Here is an 18,347-nt window from a genome sequence, read left to right on the forward strand (position 1 = left end):
CATGGACATCGCTTTCGTCGTCGGTGTCGTCGTCGCCTTCGGCGCCCTGTACGCCATGATCACGATGGAGGGCGCTCACCTGAGCGCGCTCCTGCTGCCGGCCCCGATGATCCTCGTTCTCGGCTCGACCATCGGCGTCGGCATCGCCAGCCATACGTTGCGCGACGCGATCGCGGCTTTCGGCTCGCTGGGGCGGATGGCGCGTGGACCGCGCTCCACCCCGGCCGCCGTGATCCCGATCCTCGTCGCCTACGCCGAGAAGGCGCGGACCGAGGGGCTGTTGCGTCTCGAGGACGAGCTCGACGCCGCCCCCGACGACTACACCCGCCGCGCCGTGCAGGCGGTGGCCGACGGCGTCGACGCCGAGGAGCTGCGCACGCTGATGGACGACGAGATCGTCACCGAGGCGGCGCGCAACCGCGTGGCCGCGCGCTTCTTCTCCGCCCTCGGCGGGTACGCGCCCACGATCGGCATCGTCGGAACGGTCGTCTCTCTCACGCACGTGCTCGAGAACCTCAACAAGCCCGACGAGCTCGGACACATGATCGCCGCCGCCTTCGTCGCGACCCTCTGGGGTCTGTTGTCGGCCAACTTCATCTGGAACCCCATCGCGGGGCGGCTGAACCGCATGGCCGCCGTCGAGCAGGAGCGCATGACGCTCGTGAGCGAGGGGATCCTGGCCATCCAGGCCGGGAGCGCGCCGCGCCTGGTCGAGGAGCGTCTGCTGGCGCTGACCACCTACAAGCCGAAGAAGAAGAAGGAGCCCCGACCCGACAAGGTCACCGCGACGGGGGATGCCGAGTGAGCAGCAGTCGACGCGCGCGCGGCCGCGGCCACGACGAGGGCGAGCACGACGAGCCCGACGAGCGCTGGGCCGTGTCGTACTCCGACATGGTGACGGTGCTGATGTGCCTGTTCATCGTGCTGTACGCGGTGTCGATCGTCGACGACACCAAGTACGAGCAGCTCAAGAACGGTCTCGCCGAGGCGTTCGGCCAATCCCAGACGCCGGGCGGCGGCGACTTCACCGAGGGTCTCGTGATCCCGCCCGAGCTGCTGGTCGAGGAGGGCGTCGAAGACGTCGCGGCGCGTGCTGCTCGCGAACGCGACGACCTCGAGCAGATGAAGCAGCAGATCACGTCGGCGCTGGCCGCTCAGGGACTGGCGGGGACGGTCGACTTCGTCATCGACGAGCGCGGACTGAAAGTGGGCCTCGTCGGCGCCGAGACGTTCTTCACCGACAACCGCACCGACCTGTCGGCCAAGGCGGATGCCGTCCTCGACGCGATCGGCGACGTGCTGGCCGCCGCGGGGAACCCCCTCAGCATCGAGGGTCATGCCGACCATCGCGCGGCGGTCGCGCCTTACGAGAGCAACTGGGAGCTCAGCAGCGGACGCGCCACCAAGGTCGCGCGTTATCTCGTCGAGCACGAGGGCATCGCCGGTTCCCGGGTGCAGGCGGTCGGCTACTCCGATCAGCGTCCGCTCGTCGAGGGCGACACCGCGGAAGATCTGGCGGCGAACCGCCGCGTCGACATCGTCGTGCAATCCACCGAGGAGGAGCAGGTGCGTGCCCTCATCCCCGGACTCGTCCAGACAGCTCCGCGGGGGTGACCCTCGTGACGACCAGCCCCCAGGAGACCGCCATGTCGACGACCGCCGTTCGAAACGACCCGTTGCGCCGCTATCCCGCCTACGACTTCGGTCGCCCCGCTCAGCTGGGGCGAGAGCACCGGCGTCGGCTCGAGGCGGCCTTCGAGGCGTTCGCGCGCCAGTGGGCCTCGCAGTTGACCGGCAAGGTCCGCATGCGCACCCATCTCACGCTCGAGGGGGTGGAGTCGATGTCGTACCAGGAGTACGCCGACACCCTCCCGACGACGACCGCGATGGTCACCGGTGCGACCGCAGGGCGCGACGAGCCCGGGGTCGTGCAGTTCGATCTGGGCGTGGCGCTGGCGTGGGTCGTGCAGATGCTCGGCGGGAGGAGCAACGCGCCGATCGAGCCGCGCTCCCTCACCCCCATCGAGTCGGCGTTGATCCGTCAGCTCATGGACCGCACCTTCGAGCTGCTGACGACGAGCCTGGGCATGCTGCTCTCGAATCCGCTCACGTACGCCGGCCTGCACGACAACCCGCAGTACCTGCAGGTCATCTCGCCTGGCGAGGCCGTCATCGTCGCGCGGTTCGACATGCGGATGGGGGAGTCGCACTCGACCGCGACCGTCATGCTGCCCACCGTCGTCGTCGACCGACTCGCCGAGAGCGAACGCGACGCCGCCTCGGCCCACCGGGCGGGTGCGACAGTGGACCAGGTCCTCGGCGCCCCACTGGAGGTGTCGCTGCGCGTCGCGCCGCGGGTCATCGGGGCCGGCGAGGTCCTGAACCTCGCCCCGGGCGACCTGCTGCGTTTCTCGCACCCCGAGACCAAGCCCTTCGAGCTCGTCGTTGGCGACACCCCGATCGCGCGCGCCGTTCCCGGTTCCCAGGGGTCGCGGCTCGCGTGCACGATCACCACCATCCTCGAGGAGACCACCCGATGAGCACCTTCCACGCCGCCGCCATGGCCGCCGCGATCGCGGCGAAGCTCCCCTTCGGCTTCCCCGTGCTGCCCACGCCCTCCACCGACCCGGGGGCGACCGGCACCGCGGTCGTCGTCGCGTTCAGCGGTGCCCCGGGCGCGAGCATCGCGATCCAGGTCGCCGACACCGCGGCCCTCGACGACGGCTCGAGCGACCGACAGCTGTCGGACCGTCTGCACCCCGCTTTCGAAGCGGCCGTGGCCGTCCTCGGAGCCGGCACGCTCGGCGAGGGGGAGGAGACGGATGCCGCGAGCGTCTTCTCCGACGCCGGCGTCCAGGTGTTCGATCTCGTGCGTGAAGACGGCAGCACCGTCGCGCGCGCGGCCATCCGCATCGACGATGCCCGCGCGGCGGCATCCACGGCGGGCCCCGTCCGGCTCAGCCGCATCGCCGGGGTCGAGATGGAACTGGTGGTCGAGATCGGACGCACCCGACTCCCCGTGCGAGACGTGCTGAGCCTCGAGCCGGGTCACGTCGTCGAGTTGGACCGCGCGGCGGGGTCCCCCGCCGACATCACCCTCAACGGGCGCCTCATCGGCCACGGTACGGTCGTCGTCGCCGACGGTGACTTCGCGGTGCGCGTCGAGCGCATCATCGACCAGGCCGGGACCGACTGAACGTGGACGAGCTGCTCCTCGCGGCACGCACCGTCGTCTCGCTCGCCGCGGTGGTGGGGCTCCTGCTCTTCTTGGCCAAGCGCGTGCAGAAGGGACAGGCGGCGGGCGACGGGCCGTTCTCGGCGCTCGTGCCCCGGCGACTCGGCCGGCTGCGCAACCTCCCGGGTCTGTCCTCCCGGCTGAACACGGCGTCCCCCTCCCGTCCGCGCGCGGAGAAGATCACGGTCGTCGCCCGCACCGGTCTCGGCGGCCGCGCCCAGCTCGTCGTGGCGGAGTTCGGGGGTATCCGGTACGTGCTGGGCGTGAGCGAGAAGGGCATCGACGTGGTCGACACGCAGGAGGTCCCGATCGAGCACGACGCCCACGCAGAGAACATCGTGACGCTGACGGATGCCGGCAGCCCGCGGGACGGCGAGAGCTCCGGGGTTCACGCGGCCTGAGCGGTTACCGCGCGCGGGCCACGTCGCGATAGTCGGTCGCGAGCACGGATCGCTCGACCCCTGGCTACGGATCGGCCTCGTCACCCACGCACGGAGTGCCGTCTTGCCCGTCCCCTCGTCGCGCCCCGCGCCCCGCCGACCTCGGCGTTCCCGCGGGCATCGGGGTACCGGCATCCTGGGTCTGCTCGCTCTCGTGGCGGTGCTGTTCGTCAGTGAGGTCGTCACGACAGGCGCGGCCGCGGCGACCACGGGGGAGCCGGGCGGCGTCAGCATCAACGGCATCAACGCGACGCCCTCCGACAGCGTCACGACGCTGTTGGGGATCACCGTGCTCAGCGTGGCGCCGGCCCTGCTGCTGATGATGACGAGCTTCACCAAGATCTTCGTGGTGCTCGCGCTGACGCGGAACGCGCTCTCGCTCCCGTCGATCCCGCCGAATCAGGTGCTGGCGGGGCTCAGCCTCTTCTTGACGCTGTTCATCATGTGGCCGGTGCTGACCGAGATCAACCAGCTCGCCGTCGCGCCGTTCACCGCGGGGCAGCTCGACTTCGGGCAGGCCTTCGACGCCGCGCAGGCTCCGCTGCGCACGTGGATGCTGCACTTCACGCGCGAAGAGGACATCGCGTTGATGCACCGCGCCGCGCAGATGGCGAACCCGGACAGCCCCGAGGTCATCCCCCTGTACACGCTCATCCCGGCGTTCATGCTGAGCGAACTGCGTGCCGCGTTCGTGATCGGGTTCATCGTGTTCATCCCGTTCCTCGTGATCGATCTCGTCGTCTCGAGCGCGCTGATGTCGATGGGCATGATGATGCTGCCGCCGGTCATGATCTCGCTGCCCTTCAAGATCCTGCTGTTCCTGCTCGTCGACGGGTGGGGGCTGGTGGTCACCTCGCTGGTGCAGTCGTATCGAGGTGGCACGTGAACCCCGAGGCGGTCATCGACATCGGTGCGAGCGCCCTCATACTCGCGGCCAAGCTCAGCGCTCCGCTGCTCGTCACCGCCCTCGTGGTCGGATTCGCCATCTCGCTCCTGCAGTCGATCACGCAGGTGCAGGAGATGACGATGTCGTTCGTACCGAAGCTGCTGGCGGTCGGGATCGCGCTCATGGTCTGCGGGAATTGGATGATCGCCGAGACCGTCGCTTTCACGCACGAGCTCTTCGGGCGCCTCCCCTCGCTCCTGAACGGCGGCGGATGAACATCCCCATCGACTTCACGTGGCTCGAGGCGACGGCTCTCGCGATCGTGCGCATCACGGCGTTCCTCGTGATCGCGCCGCCTTTCAGTCACGGCTCGATCCCCGCTCGAGTGCGCGCGATGCTCGGGGTGGGGCTCGGGCTGGCGGTGTCGCCCGTCGTCGTTCCGGGCTATCAGCGCCTGGACACCGGGAGCTTCCTGTTCGCGGCCGCGGGGCAGGTGCTCGTCGGGGCGCTGCTCGGTTTCCTGGTCCTGGTGCTCTTCAGCGCGGTCCAGGGCGCGGGATTCCTCGTCGACACCTTCGGCGGGTTCCAGCTCGCCCAGGCCTACGACCCGGGCATGAACGTCAACGGCGCGCAGTTCACCCGTCTGTTCCAGATGACGGCCATCCTGTTGCTGTTCACGTCGGATGCGTACCAGCTCGTGCTCGGCGGCCTGTTCCGCTCTTTCGATGCGGTCTCCGTCGCGGGCATGATCGATCTGTCGAGGCCCGCCGAGGTGCTGACCTCCGCGGTGGGGCAGATGCTGCTCAGCGCCGTGCAGATCGCGGGTCCGCTTCTGATCGTGCTGTTCCTCGCCGACGTCGGACTCGGTCTCGTGTCGCGCGTGGCCCCCGCCCTCAACGCCTTCGCCCTGGGCTTCCCCATCAAGATCGCACTGACCTTCCTGCTGGTGGGCTTCGTGTTCGCAGCCTTGCCCTCGGTGGTGTCCGCCATCGCCGACGAGGCCGCCCGGCTCGTGATCGGGGTGGGCGAATGAGCGGGACGGATGCCGGGGAGCGCACCGAGAAGGCGACTCCGGAGCGACTGAAGAAGGCGATTGCGAAGGGACGCATCGGTCGCAGTCAGGACTTCACCGCGTGGGTGGGGATCGGTGCAGCCGCCGTGATGATGCCCGCGACGTTGTCCTCGGCCTCTGCGGTGCTGACGGAGCAGACCCTGCGCGTGGGAGCGGTCGCGCAACACCCGACGGTGGATGCCGCCGTCGAATCGCTGGGCGCGGCGATCGCCTCGGTCGGTCAGGTGCTCCTGCCGCTCCTGGTCGTCGTGCTCGGGGCCACCACCCTCACGGCGATCGCCCAGGGCGGCATCCATCTGCGGGGCATCCCCGCGCGCGTGGAGCAATTCGACCTGATCGCGGGCCTCGCTCGCACCGTCGGCGTCGCGGCCCTCTGGGAGGGGATCAAGGCGCTGCTGAAGACCGCGGCGATCGGCGCCGCGCTGTGGAGCGTGGTCGCCGGTCTCGTGCCGATCCTCATGGGCAGCGGTCGCCACCGCATCGCGTGGCTGCTCGAGGTGGCGGGCCAGGCGGTGGCGACGCTGCTCCAGGTGGCGGTGGTCGTGGGCCTGCTCCTGGCGGCGATCGACGTCTTCGTCGTGATCTCGCGCAACCGCAAGCACACTCGCATGACCAAGCAGGAGGCGCGCGACGAGCACAAGAAGAGCGAGGGCGACCCGCTCATCCGCTCGCAGCGCCGAGCGCGTCAGCTCGCGGTGAGCCGCAACCGCATGATCGCCGCGGTGGCCGACAGCGACGTGGTGCTCGTGAACCCGACGCATATCGCTGTCGCTCTGCGCTACGTGCCGGGGACGTCGGCTCCCCGAGTCGTCGCCAAGGGCGCCGGCGTCATCGCGCAGAAGATCCGCGAGCGCGCACAGGAAGCCGGAGTGCCTCTCGTGCGCGACGTCCCGCTCGCGCGGGCTCTGCACGCGAGCGTGGAGGTCGGCCGCGAGATCCCGGAAGAGCTCTACACGGCGGTGGCGCAGGTCCTCGCCTTCATCCAGCACCTGAAGAACAGGGGCTCGCGTACGGGGACGTTCGAGATGCCCCTGGCAGCCCTGACCGGACGCGGCCTGTAGCCGCCCCAGAACCATGACACGAAGGAAGCGCACCGCATGATCGGTCAGTTGTTGTCGAAGGGCGCCGTCCCGGTCGGCGTGGTGGGAATCATCCTGCTGCTCATCGTCCCCATCCCGGTGGGACTGCTCGATCTGCTCATCGTGACCAACATCGCCTTCGCCCTGCTGATCCTGCTGACCGCGATGTTCGTGAAGAAGCCGCTCGATTTCTCGGTCTTCCCGAGCCTGCTGCTGGTGGCGACGCTGTTCCGTCTCGGCCTCAACGTCGCCTCGACGCGTCTGGTCCTGAGCGAGGCGCACGCGGGGCAGGTGATCCAGGCGTTCGGGCAGATCACGATCAGCGGGTCGCTGGTGATCGGCTTCGTCATCTTCCTGATCCTCGCCGTCATCCAGTTCGTCGTCGTCACCAAGGGCGCCGAACGCGTCGCCGAGGTGGGCGCCCGCTTCACCCTGGATGCCATGCCGGGCAAGCAGATGGCCATCGACGCCGACCTCAACGCCGGGCTCATCACCGATGAGCAGGCCCGTGCGCGCCGCGCCGAGGTGGCGGCGGAGGCCGATTTCTACGGGGCGATGGACGGTGCGAGCAAGTTCGTCAAGGGTGACGCGATCGCCGGGATCGTCATCCTCGTCATCAACTTCGTGGGCGGCATCATCATCGGCATGACCATGCACGGCATGGCCATCGACAAGGCCCTCGAGACCTACAGCCTTCTCACGATCGGCGACGGGTTGGTCACCCAGATCCCCGCCCTGCTGATGGCGGTGTCCACGGGCATGATCGTCACGCGCGAGAACGCCGAGGCCGAGCTCGGTCGTGCGGCCGGCCGCCAGCTCCTTCAGTCGCGCACCGCCCTGTTGATCACGGCGATGGCGGCCATCGCGATGGGTCTGATCCCCGGCATGCCGTTCCTGGCCTTCCTGGCGATCGGTGCGGCTTTGCTGTTCGCCGCTTCACGGGTCAAGGCGAACACCGACCGCGCGGCCGCCGACGTGGCCGACGCCGAGGCGCGCGAACGGGCGGAGGCGGCTGCGACGGAGGGCCCCGACGACCTCATGGACACCATGCGCGTGCACGCCCTGGAGATCTCCCTCGCCCCGGACATCGTCGACCTCGCGGCGGGCGGCGCCGGCGACCTGCTCTCCCGGGTGAAGTCGCTGCGGCGGAAGGTGGCCCTCGAGCTCGGAACGCTCATGCCGCCCGTGCGCACGCGTGACAACGTGGGGCTTCCCGCCGAGACCTACGCGATTCTGGTCGCCGGCATCGAGGTGGGCCGCGGCGTCGTTCCTCGCGGACACGTCCTCGCCATCGGCGCGGGGCTGCAGCACCTCCCGGGCACCGCCGTCGTCGATCCGGTGTTCGGTCTGGACGGCAAGTGGGTGCCGACCGAGATGTCGCACGCCGCCGACATGGCGGGAGCCACCGTCATCGACCGGGCCAGCGTCATCATCACGCACCTGTCCGATATCGTCCACGCGCACGCGCACCGCCTGCTCTCGCTCGAAGACGTCCGTCAGCTCACCGACCACCTGAAGCAGACCCAGCCGAGCGTCGTGGAGGAGCTGACGCCCGCGCTGCTCCCGCTCGCGCTCGTCCAACGCGTCCTCGCCAGCCTGCTCGCCGAGCGCGTTCCGATCAACGACCTCGGCCGCATCTACGAGTCGCTCGCTCTGCGCGCCAAGTCGACGACAGAGGTCCCCGCGCTCGTCGAGGCCGCTCGCGCGGCTCTCGGACCGGCGATCTCGGCGCGCTTCGCCCAGGACGGGCGCCTGCGCGTGGTGATGTTCGACACGCTCCTCGAGCAGCAGATGCTCGAGGGGCTGCGGCACGTGGAGGGTCGCGCGCAGATCGTGTTGAACGCCGATCAGACGATGCAGCTGATGGAGGGTGTCCGCCGCGTGATCGCCGACATCGACCCCGTGGGTGGCGAACCGGTGCTCGTGTGCGCGCCGTCACTGCGTCAGGGGGTGCGGGCGCTTCTGGCCGGGCAGGTGGCGGGCATGCCGATCCTGTCGTACGACGAAGCAGCCGCGGGCGGGTTCGCGACCGACGTGGTCGGCGTCGTCCGCCCGGTGCAGGCCGCCCTCCCGTCGTCCTAAGCGGAGCGAGAACACTCGTAACCGAGAAGAAAAGGTAGTCTGGCGGGGGACGGCGCCGCGGGCGCACCAGCCACGGAAGGCGGCCACACGCACATGCTCGTACTCACTCGACGCCCCGGCGAGAGCATCATGATCGGCGACGACGTGACGGTGACGGTCCTCGGGGTGACGGCGACCGGCGTGCGCATCGGCATCGACGCCCCCCGCGATAGGCGCATCCACCGCAGCGAGATCGTCGTGGCGGTGTCGAATGAGAATCAGGATGCCATCTCCGCGTCGCGATCCGTGAACGCCGAGACGGCCGTGCTCGACGCCCTCCGCGGCGGAGCGCGCGTCGAGGCATCGGACTGACGGGTTACTCGCGCGTCGCCGCGTCGCGATAGTCGGTCCCGTGGTGGGCGTACCCTCCCCACGACTCGACCCGAACGAGGTGACCCACGTGTCCGCTACCGACCTGAGCATGCAGCTGCTGCGTCAGCGTGAGGTGCTCGAGCTGATGCTCTTCAAGCTCGAAGAACTCGAGATGCTCCTGTCTACGGGACGCACGCGCTGGATCGCGCACGCCACCGCCGAGGTCGATCGCGTGGCCAAGGCTCTCACCGCGGGCACCATCGAGCGCGACACCCTCTTCGTCGACGTCGCCGCCGAATGGGGAGTCCCCGAGGCGACCTCCCTACGCGAGCTCATCGATGTGGCGCCCACCGACGCGTGGCGTGAGGTCCTGGGATCGCATCACGAAGCCCTGTCGGGCCTCGCCGCGGAGATCGCGGAGAAGAAGGGGTCGGTCAACCAGCACCTGCGTACGGCCCTGCGGGTCACGCAGGAGACGATCGCGGGCCTCGGCGAACCCACCGGCGAGTACGCAGCGAGCGGTTCCCGCGTCGCGGGCGCCGGGTCCCGACTGCTCGACGTGCAGGTGTAGACGATGTCGACGTTCGCAGGGCTCCAGGTGGCCGCCACCGGTCTCGCCGCCGCGCGCGCAGGCATGACCGTCACCGGTCAGAACATCGCCAATGAGACCACCCCGGGCTACACCCGCCAGCGCCTCGAGCAGTCGTCGGTGAGCGCGTCCGGTGCGGCCGGACTGTGGGCCACGGGGTTCTCCGTCGGCGGCGGTGTCTCCGTGCAGGGCATCGCCCGCCTCGGCGACGAGGTTCTCGACGCGCGCGTCCGCGATGCCCTCTCGGCATCCGGATTCTGGTCGGCCCGGTCCTCTGCGGCCCAGAAGGCCGAAGCCCAGATGGCCGAGCCGACGAAAGACGGTCTGGCCGCTCACCTGAATCGCTTCTGGTCCGGATGGTCCGATCTCGCCAACACCCCCGAGCCGGCGGCCGCGCAGGTGGTCCTCACCAACGCCGGGGTGCTCGCCGCGCAGATCGCCGCCGGCTACGACGCCGCGGCCGGGCAGTGGTCCGACCTGCGTGCGCAGATGGATCGCGACCTCGCGGTCGTGAACGTCACCGCGAGCCAGGTCGCCACGCTGAACGGGCAGATCCGCTCGGCCCTGCAGTCCGGGCGCACCGCGAACGAGCTCATCGATCAGCGAAACGTCCTCGCCCAGCAGCTGTCCACGACCATCGGTGCGACGGGTCGGGTCGAAGACGACGGCACGCTCACCCTGCGGATCGACGGCAACGCGCTCGTCAGCGGGGACTCGAGCCGCACCCTGACGATCACGGGGCCGCGCGCTCTCGCGGATGCCGGGAGGATCACCCTCGCATGGTCGGATCGTCCGGGTGTGCCCGTCGCCGTCACGGGCGGGTCCGTGGGAGGGGCGATCGGCGTGCTCGCGCCGGCTTCCGACGGGGGTACTCTCGCGCGCGTGGCCGACGCCTACAACGCGACAGCCACGGCGCTCGCGCAGGCGGTCAACGAGATCCATCGGTCGGGGCAGACCCGGACGGGCGCCGCCGGGGGAGACTTCTTCGCACTCGCCGCGGACGGGCCCGCAGCCCTCGGACTGTCCGTGGTCCCCACCTCCCTCGACCAGCTGGCTCTGGCTGCGCCCGGCGCGGGAGCCCTCGACACCTCGGTGGCCGATCGCATCTCGACCCTGGCCACCGCGGCCACGGGACCCAGCAAGGGGTGGGCGAGCTTCGTGACCGGTTTCGGGGTCTCCGTCGCCGGCGATGTGCAGCGCGCCGATACGGCGGACCGCAGCGCGATCGCCGCCGTCTCGGGCCAGCAGTCCCACGCGTCGGTCGACGGAGACGAAGAGACCATCAGCCTTCTCACGTATCAGACGGCGTACCAGGCGGCGGCCCGGGTGCTCACCGCCGTCGACGAGGCGCTCGACATCCTCATCAACCGCGTCGGCCTGGTCGGCCGCTGATCCGGGAGCCATCGTGATCGGACGAATCACCAGCAGCACCGTCAACCAACAAGCGCTGCGCACTCTTCAGGCGGGCCTGGCCGACCGCGCACGCCTGCAGGACAAGGCGACCTCGCAACTCGCGATCCGTACCCCCAGCGAAGATCCGACGGTCGCAGCGGCGATCCTCGGTGTGCACGGCGAGCAGGCGCGCGCGTCGCAGTACGCTCGCAACATCAGCGACGCACTGACGTGGGTCACGACGGCCGACACCGCGTTGGGCGCCAGCGTCGACCTTCTCAACAGAGCGCGCGATCTCACCGCCCAGGGCGCGAATTCCGGGGCACTCAGTCCCGCCGCACGCGACTCGATCGCCGCCGAACTCGAGAGCGTGAGCCGCGAGCTCCTCGCGCACGCCAACACCACCGTGCTCGGTCGTACGGTGTTCGCCGGTACCGACGACAGCGGTCGAGCCTTCGATTCCGCCACCTTCGCGTTCACCGGCGTGCCGGGATCGACGGTCGATCGTCGTATCTCGGAGAACGAGACGGTGCGGGTCGACCTCGACGGTGCGGACGCATTCGGGGTCGGGGGGTCCAGCGTCTTCGCGACCCTGCAGGGGATCGCCGCAGATCTGCGGGCGGGTACCGAGGTGGGCTCACGCCTCGCCGAGGTGGACGCTCACCTGAAACAGCTGGTCACAGCGCGGGGAGTCACGGGTGCCCGGCAGGCGCAGATCGAGCGCGCGCAGGCCACGAACGCGAGCGTGGGTGTCGACCTCGAGGCGCGTCGTGCCGAGGTCGAGAACGTCGACACCCTGGAGGTCTACATCGCGCTGCAGTCCGCCGAGCTCGTGTACCAGTCCGCCCTGCAGGTCACCGCCAAGACCCTGCAGACCACTCTCTTGGAGTTCGTGAGATGACGACCGCCCATCCCCTCGTGAGCCTGGACGTCGACTTCGCGGCGTCGCTACCCGGTCTCGAGCCGCGAACGTCCTTCCGTCTCGAGTCGATCGACGCAGCGGAGGGGTTGTACGCCCTGCGCTCCACGATCGACGACCTGCGCCTGTTCCTCCTCGACCCCGTGAGCGGCGGTCTGGACTACCGACCGCGCCTTCCCGCGGCCGCTCTCGCCGACATCGGGGCGGCGGCCGATGAGGCGCGGATGTTCGTCGTCGCGAACCCCGGAGAGGACGGCGTCTCCGTCAATCTGCGAGCGCCGATCCTCATCAACGCGCGGACGGGGGCGGCTGCACAGGTCATCTTCGACGACACGACGTATCCGATCCGCGCCCGTCTGGCTGCGTGATCCGTCATGGCGGCGAGGGTACGTCGTCACGTGACGATCGCGCGCCGAGACAGCGAGTAGGATCGTCGCGAATACGAGCAGAAACGACGATTCGCCCCCGCGACCCGAAACGCGGTGGCGGCGCCCGTCCGACGGCCGAGGCTTCACCGCACCCGTCCGTCCATCCCGGTTCGGTCCACCCGAAGGACACGGCCGACGACGTGCGCATCGCGACCGGCGAGGCAACCCCTCTTCCTGTGGCGACGACGACGCATACGTTCGTAACCGAGCACAAGAGAAGGGGTGGTGAGCAATGCCCGTCAGAGGAACCGATGAGCCCAAGGTGAGCAAGAGAGAGTTCATCCAGCGCGTATCCCAGCGCGCCGGATTGTCTCCGAAGGTCACGCAGGTGGCATACGAGGCGATCTTCGGGGAGATTCTCGACCTCGTGAACGCCGGCAACCGCGTCACGTTGACGGGGTTCGGGAAGTTCTACGCGCAGTCGCACAAGGGTCACAATGTCGTGCTGAACATTCGCGACAATCCCGAGAGCCGGGGTCGCGTCGACGACTACAGCGTGCTGAAATTCTCGGCGACTCGTGAGGTCAACAAGAAGGTGACACAGCCCCGCGACCTGGGCGAGGCACGGCGTCAGCGCTCGAACGAATAGCTGGCCTGTCCGATGAGGGTGAGGCTGATGCGGGCCGGGAGTTCTTCCGGGACCTCTTCGTCTTCGTCCAACGCCTCGATCTTCTGCACGGGGACCGAGAGGGTGCCATCGTCTTCGAAGACGACGTCCCGGGGAATGAACGAGAAGAACAGCACACGGTGGGTGCTGCGCAACTCGATGGTGCGGCTCGCGTCGCTGCGCTCGTGGAGGTTCAGGACCGATTCGTCCGCGAGGACGGAACCGTCGGGGTACGTCGCTTCGACCCGGTAGGTGCTCGGCTCGACCGCCTTGATGTTGAGGTCCTCGACGATGTCGGCGAATGTGGCGTCGGGGTGGTTCATCTCGAACGAGATCGCGCGCAGGTGGTCGTAGGTGAGGTTGACACGACGTGAGAACAGCGCGGCGTTCTCGATCTCGGACGCGGCGGCGTGCGGTGCCTGGTCGAGGAGGTACTCTCGCACATCGTCGGGGCTCGGGTAGTCGAATCGCATGTGGTAGTGGAACCGACCCGGTCGGTTGACGATGTAGTGGCTGACGTCCTGCACGTCGTTGACCGTAAGGCAGTAGATCCGCTTGACCGAGGACGTCCCGTCGAACAGGGTCAGGAACTGGTTCTGGCGGTTGGGGCCGTCGAGCGGACCGCGGCCCGATGAGAAGGTCTTCTCGAACTCGTCGAAGATGACGAGACATTCGTCGAGGGTGTCGAGGAAGTCGACGATGCCCTCGGCGTCCTCGCTGACGAGCACGACCGGAATGCCGCTCTCGATCGCGCGCGCGGCCAGCATGCGCAGGAACATGGACTTTCCCTGCCCTTTGTTGCCCGAGAGCATCACGCCCAGGTTGCGTTCGAAGCGCGCGTACGTGCGGAAGATCTTGTCGACCTTGGCCTCGCGGCGGCCGTAGACCTTTTCCGACCCGACGCCGAGGTTCTCGGTGCGTTGGAGGCTGAAGCCCTCCTTGATGCTGTAGCGCACCCGATACGTGCCGAGGGGAAGCGAGTCGTGAGCCTGGACGGCGGAGTCGTAGACCCGAACCTGTCCGCCGGTTTCGATGTAGGTACTGCTCACTGTGTCGGGCTCCTGTGGGGGAAAAGGGCGTGTCGAGGGGCCTGTCCCTGTCTGAGATTTACATTAGCGTCTTCTCATCTTTGTGTGAGGATTGCCCGAATTTTGACGCAAGAATGTCACACAGCCCTGCATTTCCGGGCCTTTTCGGTCGTTGCCTACCCCATACCACGTCGCATTCCTAGCGAAGAAGATGAGAACTGCGAGACGGCATTTCGCTATGGTCAGGGAAAAAGCCGAGTGCCTCCCGACACTCCAACAGGCCGTGGGGGCCACATGTCCGAAGATTCCGACCAGCGTGCGACCGCGTTCCAGCTCACGCTTCGCACCGTCGACGACGACGTCGAGCCCGAGGTCTGGCGCGCGACGATCCATAGCGGTGGAGTCACCCGCTTCGGCGGCGAGACCGGCGCGGCCGAGGCGACCGTGTACCGCGTGCACTACGCGAATCCGCGTTGGGCCGAACAGCTCCAGGATGCCGAGGCGGACCTCACGTCGATCAGCTCGGCATTCGTCGACCGCGAGCTCATCTCCTTGCTCGACGAATCCTCGTTGTTCACCGACAACCTCTGCGTCATCGCCTCGATCCACGTCGAGGATGCCCGGCAGGGGCCGTCGCTGAGCCACGAGCTCGTACGCAGCATCGCGCGGGTGTTCGACGGCGACACCATCGCGTTGCTCACCGCACGACGCACGGGGAACGACGGCGCCACCGGGTTCTGGGCCGACCGCGCGCACTGGGCGGCGATCGGGTTCGTCGACATCCCGGGGACGACCTCGATGATCCTCCCGGTGGGCGCGCGCTCCTAGAACGCCCGCCGCCGCCGCGCGCCCTTAGGGTGAGAGCAATCGAGGAGAGGAATCCGCCGTGACGGACGAACGCGAACGCCTGAGTTGGGACGACTTCGGAGCCGCCACACGCGACATCTCGCGGGCGATCGTGGCCGATGGGTTCCACCCCGAGGTGGTCGTGGCAATCGCCCGGGGCGGGCTGCTCCCGGGAGGGGCCATCGCGTACGGGCTCGGGGCGAAGAACTGCGGGGCCCTGAACGTGGAGTTCTACACGGGCGTGGGCACCGTTCTCGACGCCCCCGAGGTGCTTCCTCCGGCGCTCGACCTCTCCTACCTCTCGGGACGACGGGTGCTCCTCGTCGACGACGTCGCCGACAGCGGCCGCACCCTGGATCTCGCCGTGAGACTCCTGAACCGACAGGGCGCGGACGTGCGCTCCGCGGTCATCTACACCAAGCCCACGACGATCATCGCTCCCGACTACTCGTGGCGAGACACGTCGCTGTGGATCGAGTTCCCCTGGTCGCACCTCGGCTCGGTGCAGGAGGAAGACGCCGCGTGAGCGCGATGACGCTCCCCGAGCTCGCGGACGCGGGTCTGATCGACCGATCGTGGGTCGAGGCCCTCGGGCCGGTGGCCGCCGACATTGCCGCGGTAGGGGAGCGTCTGAGGGCCGAGGGCACGCCGTACCTCCCCGCCGGCGACCTCGTGCTGCGGGCATTCCGCACCCCGCTCGACGAGGTGCGCGTGCTCATCGTCGGACAGGATCCGTACCCGACCCCCGGCCACCCGATCGGCTTGTCGTTCGCCGTCGACCCCCACGTGCGTCCGTTGCCCCGCAGCCTGTCGAACATCTACCGCGAACTCTCCGAAGACCTCGACATCGCGCCCTCGCCGCACGGAGATCTCTCGGCGTGGGCTGCTCAGGGCGTCATGCTGCTCAACAGGGTGCTCACCGTGGCGCCGGGGGCCCCGGCATCCCACCGCGGATGGGGCTGGGAGCGCGTGACGGAGCACGCCATCCGCTGTCTCGTCGACCGACGGGCTCCGCTGGTGGCCGTGCTCTGGGGGAAGGACGCTCAGGGCCTCGCCCCCCTGCTCGGCGAGACGGCGGTCGTGGCCTCGCCGCACCCCTCGCCCCTGTCGGCCAGCCGCGGATTCTTCGGTTCCCGTCCGTTCTCGCGTGTGAACGCGCTGCTCGAGCAACAGGGGGCCCCGCCCGTGGACTGGCGCATTCCCGACTGAGACCCTCGCACGACGGATGCCGCTGTGCGGCGACCGCCCATGGGCATCCGCGTCGTCACACGTGCGAAACCGTGACGCCCGTAGAGTGGCGGGGTGCTGGAAGAGGAGTACGAGAAGAGTCGTCGGCGCCTGCCCGCCCACCTGCGCCCGGCGCCGAAGCCGGAGCAGCCCTTCGCGTTCGAGATCCGGCCGGCGTCCGAGGCGGACATCCCCGATATCCGCGAGATCTACAACTATTACGTCCGCAACTCGGTGGTGACCTTCGACGAGAAGGCCTGGTCGATCGCCAAGTGGCGTGACAAGTTCGCCACCCTTCACAAGCTCGGCCTGCCGTTTCTCGTGGCCGAGTCGCCCAGTGGACAGATTCTCGGTTACGCGCTGGTGCAGCCCTGGCAGTCGAAGTCGGCCTATCGGTACACCGTCGAGAATTCGATCTACCTCGGTCAGGCGGCGGCGGGCAAGGGCCTCGGGCGCGCGCTGCTCGAGGCGCTGATCGCGGCCTGCCAAGAACTCGGCATCCGAGAGATGGTCGCCGCCATCAGCGACAAGGGCGCCGATGCCTCGATCGCCCTGCACGAGAAGCTCGGCTTCACCGAGGTGGGCCGCATGGGCCGGGTCGGGTTCAAATTCGGACGGTGGCTCGGGGTCGTGTATCTGCAGAAGAGCATCCCGTCCACCAAGAAACGGCGGAGGCTGTTCGGCTGAGCCGCACGTGCGATGCGGATCCCCGCAGGCTCGGCAACCGGAGGCTGGAGGTGTGCATCGGGGCACGCGGCGCGGTCCTCGGAGGCGCACCGCTCCTCTCCGTCAGCGCCCGCGCGACGGCGCCGGGGCGGCCCGCCGCACCTCGTCGACCAGCGTGCGCCACGGCCCCTCGACCTGCTGATCGCCCAGACGCGCCTGGTGGACGGCGGTGTCGCCCCGGTGCACCTCGATGCGCCACTGATAGCGGTCGGCGCCCGCGGACGCGGGGGGAGCGGCATCCCAGGGACAACTCTCGACGAGCTGCTGCCACCGGGGGAGCCGGTCGCGATCGGGTTCGGCCCGCCACTGCTTCGAGAGCCCCGCGAGGCCGCCCGAGCGCACGACCAGCACGCTCCAGCGTTCTTCGTCGTCAGGCTCGGGCATCCTCCTCGACGCCGACCCCGGCCCATGCGGCGCGGACGGCGGCGACCTCCTCCGACTCCTCACCGTACTCGCTGGTCGCGGCGCGCAGGGTCGCGGTCGCGAAGGTCGAGAAGTCGGCCGTGGTCGAGAGGGTGCCCGAGGTGATCGTGCGATACCAGATGAGCCCGGCGCGCTCCCAGGCGAAGCCGCCGAGGGCGGTCGCGGCCAGGTAGAACGCGCGGTTGGGGATGCCGGAGTTGATGTGCACGCCGCCGTTATCGTCGTCGGTCTCGACGTAGTCGCGCATGTGCCCGGGCTGCGGGTCTTTGCCGAGCACGTCGTCGTCGTAGGCCGTGCCGGGCGCTTTCATCGAGCGCAGCGCTTCTCCCTGCACGTCCGCGGCGAAGATTCCGGCGCCGATGAGCCAGGACGCGTCATCGGCGCTCTGGCCGAGGTGGTGCTGCTCGGCGAGGGCCCCGAACACGTCGGACAGCGACTCGTTGAGCGCGCCGGACGGCCCCTGGTACTCGAGGCCACCGGCGGCCTCGGTCACTCCGTGCCCCAGCTCGTGCGCGATGACGCTCAGCGAGCGGGTGAACCCGACGAAGACGTCGCCGTCGCCGTCGCCGAACACCATGCGCTCGCCGTTCCAGAACGCGTTGTCGTAATCGTCGCCGTAATGGACGGTTGCGAGAAGCGACCCGCCCGCCCCGTCGATGCCGTCACGCGCGAAGGCGTCCCAGAAGAAGTCGTAGGTCTCGCCGAGTCCGTCGTAGGCCTCGTCGACGGCGGCGTCGCCGCTCGGCGCGTCGTCCTCGCTGCGGACACGCCGGCCCGGCAGGTTCTCGGTGTTCGCGGCGTCGGAGATGATGCGGTCGGGGGCCGGGGCGGTCTCGGCGACCAGCGTGTCGCCGTCGATCGACAGGCGCAGCCGCGTGCGGGTGGCGCGCGGCGGACGGGGAGCGGCGAGGGTCTTGCGCGCGGCGGCGGCGGCCCGGGCGAGGCGGGGGTCGTCGGTGGCGGCCAGTCGGTCGAGCAGGAACGGGGGAACGATGCCGGGGTTCATGCGCCGAGGCT

The 18,347-nt window shown here is 69.2% G+C and carries 23 protein-coding genes; 20 read left to right on the top strand and 3 right to left on the bottom strand.

Features of this window, described 5'->3' with window-relative positions:
• The first annotated feature begins 1 nt into the window (after position 1).
• The 16 genes from NE358_RS04570 (at position 2) to NE358_RS04645 (ending at position 13,062) form a co-directional block, all read left to right on the top strand.
• Positions 2 to 805, top strand: coding sequence for a motility protein A (locus NE358_RS04570; protein ID WP_289941902.1), 804 nt, complete (start codon positions 2 to 4; stop codon positions 803 to 805).
• Positions 802 to 1,614: an OmpA/MotB family protein gene (locus NE358_RS04575; protein WP_116238469.1), complete on the top strand. Its 813-nt coding sequence runs from the start codon at positions 802 to 804 to the stop codon at positions 1,612 to 1,614. Before NE358_RS04570 ends, NE358_RS04575 begins: the two co-directional genes overlap by 4 nt.
• 32 nt (positions 1,615 to 1,646) lie before the next feature.
• Positions 1,647 to 2,540, top strand: a complete 894-nt coding sequence (locus NE358_RS04580) for a flagellar motor switch protein FliM (RefSeq protein WP_141375466.1) — start codon at positions 1,647 to 1,649, stop codon at positions 2,538 to 2,540.
• Positions 2,537 to 3,196, top strand: coding sequence for a FliM/FliN family flagellar motor switch protein (locus tag NE358_RS04585; RefSeq protein ID WP_103210124.1), 660 nt, complete (start codon positions 2,537 to 2,539; stop codon positions 3,194 to 3,196). Before NE358_RS04580 ends, NE358_RS04585 begins: the two co-directional genes overlap by 4 nt.
• Positions 3,197 to 3,198: 2 nt before the next feature.
• Entirely contained in the window at positions 3,199 to 3,636 is a 438-nt protein-coding gene (locus NE358_RS04590; protein WP_170210587.1) for a flagellar biosynthetic protein FliO, read from the top strand.
• A 103-nt stretch (positions 3,637 to 3,739) separates the two neighbouring features.
• A complete protein-coding gene (fliP, locus tag NE358_RS04595; RefSeq protein ID WP_289941904.1) occupies positions 3,740 to 4,561 on the top strand; it encodes a flagellar type III secretion system pore protein FliP in 822 nt (273 codons plus the stop codon).
• Positions 4,558 to 4,836 carry a flagellar biosynthesis protein FliQ gene (fliQ, locus tag NE358_RS04600; RefSeq protein WP_289941906.1) on the top strand — a complete coding sequence of 93 codons (279 nt, stop codon included), beginning with the start codon at positions 4,558 to 4,560 and terminating at the stop codon, positions 4,834 to 4,836. Before fliP ends, fliQ begins: the two co-directional genes overlap by 4 nt.
• Positions 4,833 to 5,594 carry a flagellar biosynthetic protein FliR gene (locus NE358_RS04605; protein ID WP_103210132.1) on the top strand — a complete coding sequence of 254 codons (762 nt, stop codon included), beginning with the start codon at positions 4,833 to 4,835 and terminating at the stop codon, positions 5,592 to 5,594. Before fliQ ends, NE358_RS04605 begins: the two co-directional genes overlap by 4 nt.
• Positions 5,591 to 6,694 carry an EscU/YscU/HrcU family type III secretion system export apparatus switch protein gene (locus NE358_RS04610; RefSeq protein WP_141375476.1) on the top strand — a complete coding sequence of 368 codons (1,104 nt, stop codon included), beginning with the start codon at positions 5,591 to 5,593 and terminating at the stop codon, positions 6,692 to 6,694. The genes NE358_RS04605 and NE358_RS04610 overlap by 4 nt, the downstream gene beginning before the upstream one ends.
• Before the next feature lie 36 nt (positions 6,695 to 6,730).
• Positions 6,731 to 8,794 (top strand): flagellar biosynthesis protein FlhA, encoded by a 2,064-nt coding sequence (locus NE358_RS04615; RefSeq protein WP_289941912.1) that lies wholly within the window; start codon positions 6,731 to 6,733, stop codon positions 8,792 to 8,794.
• A 93-nt stretch (positions 8,795 to 8,887) separates the two neighbouring features.
• Positions 8,888 to 9,145: a carbon storage regulator CsrA gene (gene csrA, locus NE358_RS04620; RefSeq protein ID WP_103210137.1), complete on the top strand. Its 258-nt coding sequence runs from the start codon at positions 8,888 to 8,890 to the stop codon at positions 9,143 to 9,145.
• An 88-nt stretch (positions 9,146 to 9,233) separates the two neighbouring features.
• Complete coding sequence (gene flgN, locus NE358_RS04625) at positions 9,234 to 9,716, top strand: flagellar export chaperone FlgN (protein ID WP_289941916.1); 483 nt, start codon at positions 9,234 to 9,236, stop codon at positions 9,714 to 9,716.
• A gap of 3 nt (positions 9,717 to 9,719) precedes the next feature.
• On the top strand, positions 9,720 to 11,126 hold the full coding sequence (gene flgK / locus NE358_RS04630) for a flagellar hook-associated protein FlgK (protein ID WP_289941917.1): 1,407 nt from the start codon (positions 9,720 to 9,722) through the stop codon (positions 11,124 to 11,126).
• A 13-nt stretch (positions 11,127 to 11,139) separates the two neighbouring features.
• Positions 11,140 to 12,027 carry a flagellin N-terminal helical domain-containing protein gene (locus tag NE358_RS04635; protein WP_116238464.1) on the top strand — a complete coding sequence of 296 codons (888 nt, stop codon included), beginning with the start codon at positions 11,140 to 11,142 and terminating at the stop codon, positions 12,025 to 12,027.
• Positions 12,024 to 12,413, top strand: coding sequence for a flagellar assembly protein FliW (fliW, locus tag NE358_RS04640; protein ID WP_103210142.1), 390 nt, complete (start codon positions 12,024 to 12,026; stop codon positions 12,411 to 12,413). Before NE358_RS04635 ends, fliW begins: the two co-directional genes overlap by 4 nt.
• 322 nt (positions 12,414 to 12,735) lie before the next feature.
• The gene (locus NE358_RS04645; RefSeq protein ID WP_218026311.1) at positions 12,736 to 13,062 is read left to right on the top strand and encodes an HU family DNA-binding protein; all 327 of its coding nucleotides are present in this window, start codon (positions 12,736 to 12,738) and stop codon (positions 13,060 to 13,062) included.
• Here the strand turns inward: NE358_RS04645 and NE358_RS04650 are convergent.
• Positions 13,044 to 14,129 carry an AAA family ATPase gene (locus NE358_RS04650; RefSeq protein ID WP_289941922.1) on the bottom strand — a complete coding sequence of 362 codons (1,086 nt, stop codon included), beginning with the start codon at positions 14,127 to 14,129 and terminating at the stop codon, positions 13,044 to 13,046. The genes NE358_RS04645 and NE358_RS04650 overlap by 19 nt on opposite strands.
• 273 nt (positions 14,130 to 14,402) lie before the next feature.
• Here NE358_RS04650 and NE358_RS04655 point away from each other — a divergent pair, with 273 nt between their 5' ends.
• From NE358_RS04655 to NE358_RS04670, 4 genes are all read left to right on the top strand, one after another.
• Entirely contained in the window at positions 14,403 to 14,936 is a 534-nt protein-coding gene (locus NE358_RS04655) for a hypothetical protein (RefSeq protein ID WP_103210148.1), read from the top strand.
• 58 nt (positions 14,937 to 14,994) lie between these two features.
• Positions 14,995 to 15,480, top strand: coding sequence for a phosphoribosyltransferase (locus tag NE358_RS04660; protein ID WP_103210150.1), 486 nt, complete (start codon positions 14,995 to 14,997; stop codon positions 15,478 to 15,480).
• 5 nt (positions 15,481 to 15,485) lie between these two features.
• Positions 15,486 to 16,163: a uracil-DNA glycosylase gene (locus NE358_RS04665; protein ID WP_103210839.1), complete on the top strand. Its 678-nt coding sequence runs from the start codon at positions 15,486 to 15,488 to the stop codon at positions 16,161 to 16,163.
• 93 nt (positions 16,164 to 16,256) lie between these two features.
• A complete protein-coding gene (locus tag NE358_RS04670; RefSeq protein ID WP_289941926.1) occupies positions 16,257 to 16,868 on the top strand; it encodes a GNAT family N-acetyltransferase in 612 nt (203 codons plus the stop codon).
• Between the two features lie 102 nt (positions 16,869 to 16,970).
• On the opposite strand, the gene NE358_RS04675 is transcribed toward NE358_RS04670, so the two are convergent.
• Both NE358_RS04675 and NE358_RS04680 read right to left on the bottom strand, forming a co-directional pair.
• Entirely contained in the window at positions 16,971 to 17,291 is a 321-nt protein-coding gene (locus tag NE358_RS04675) for a protealysin inhibitor emfourin (RefSeq protein ID WP_289941930.1), read from the bottom strand.
• Positions 17,278 to 18,336 carry a M4 family metallopeptidase gene (locus tag NE358_RS04680; RefSeq protein ID WP_289941933.1) on the bottom strand — a complete coding sequence of 353 codons (1,059 nt, stop codon included), beginning with the start codon at positions 18,334 to 18,336 and terminating at the stop codon, positions 17,278 to 17,280. Before NE358_RS04680 ends, NE358_RS04675 begins: the two co-directional genes overlap by 14 nt.
• Positions 18,337 to 18,347 lie beyond the last annotated feature (11 nt).

The organism is Sphingomonas sp. G5, assembly GCF_052660795.1.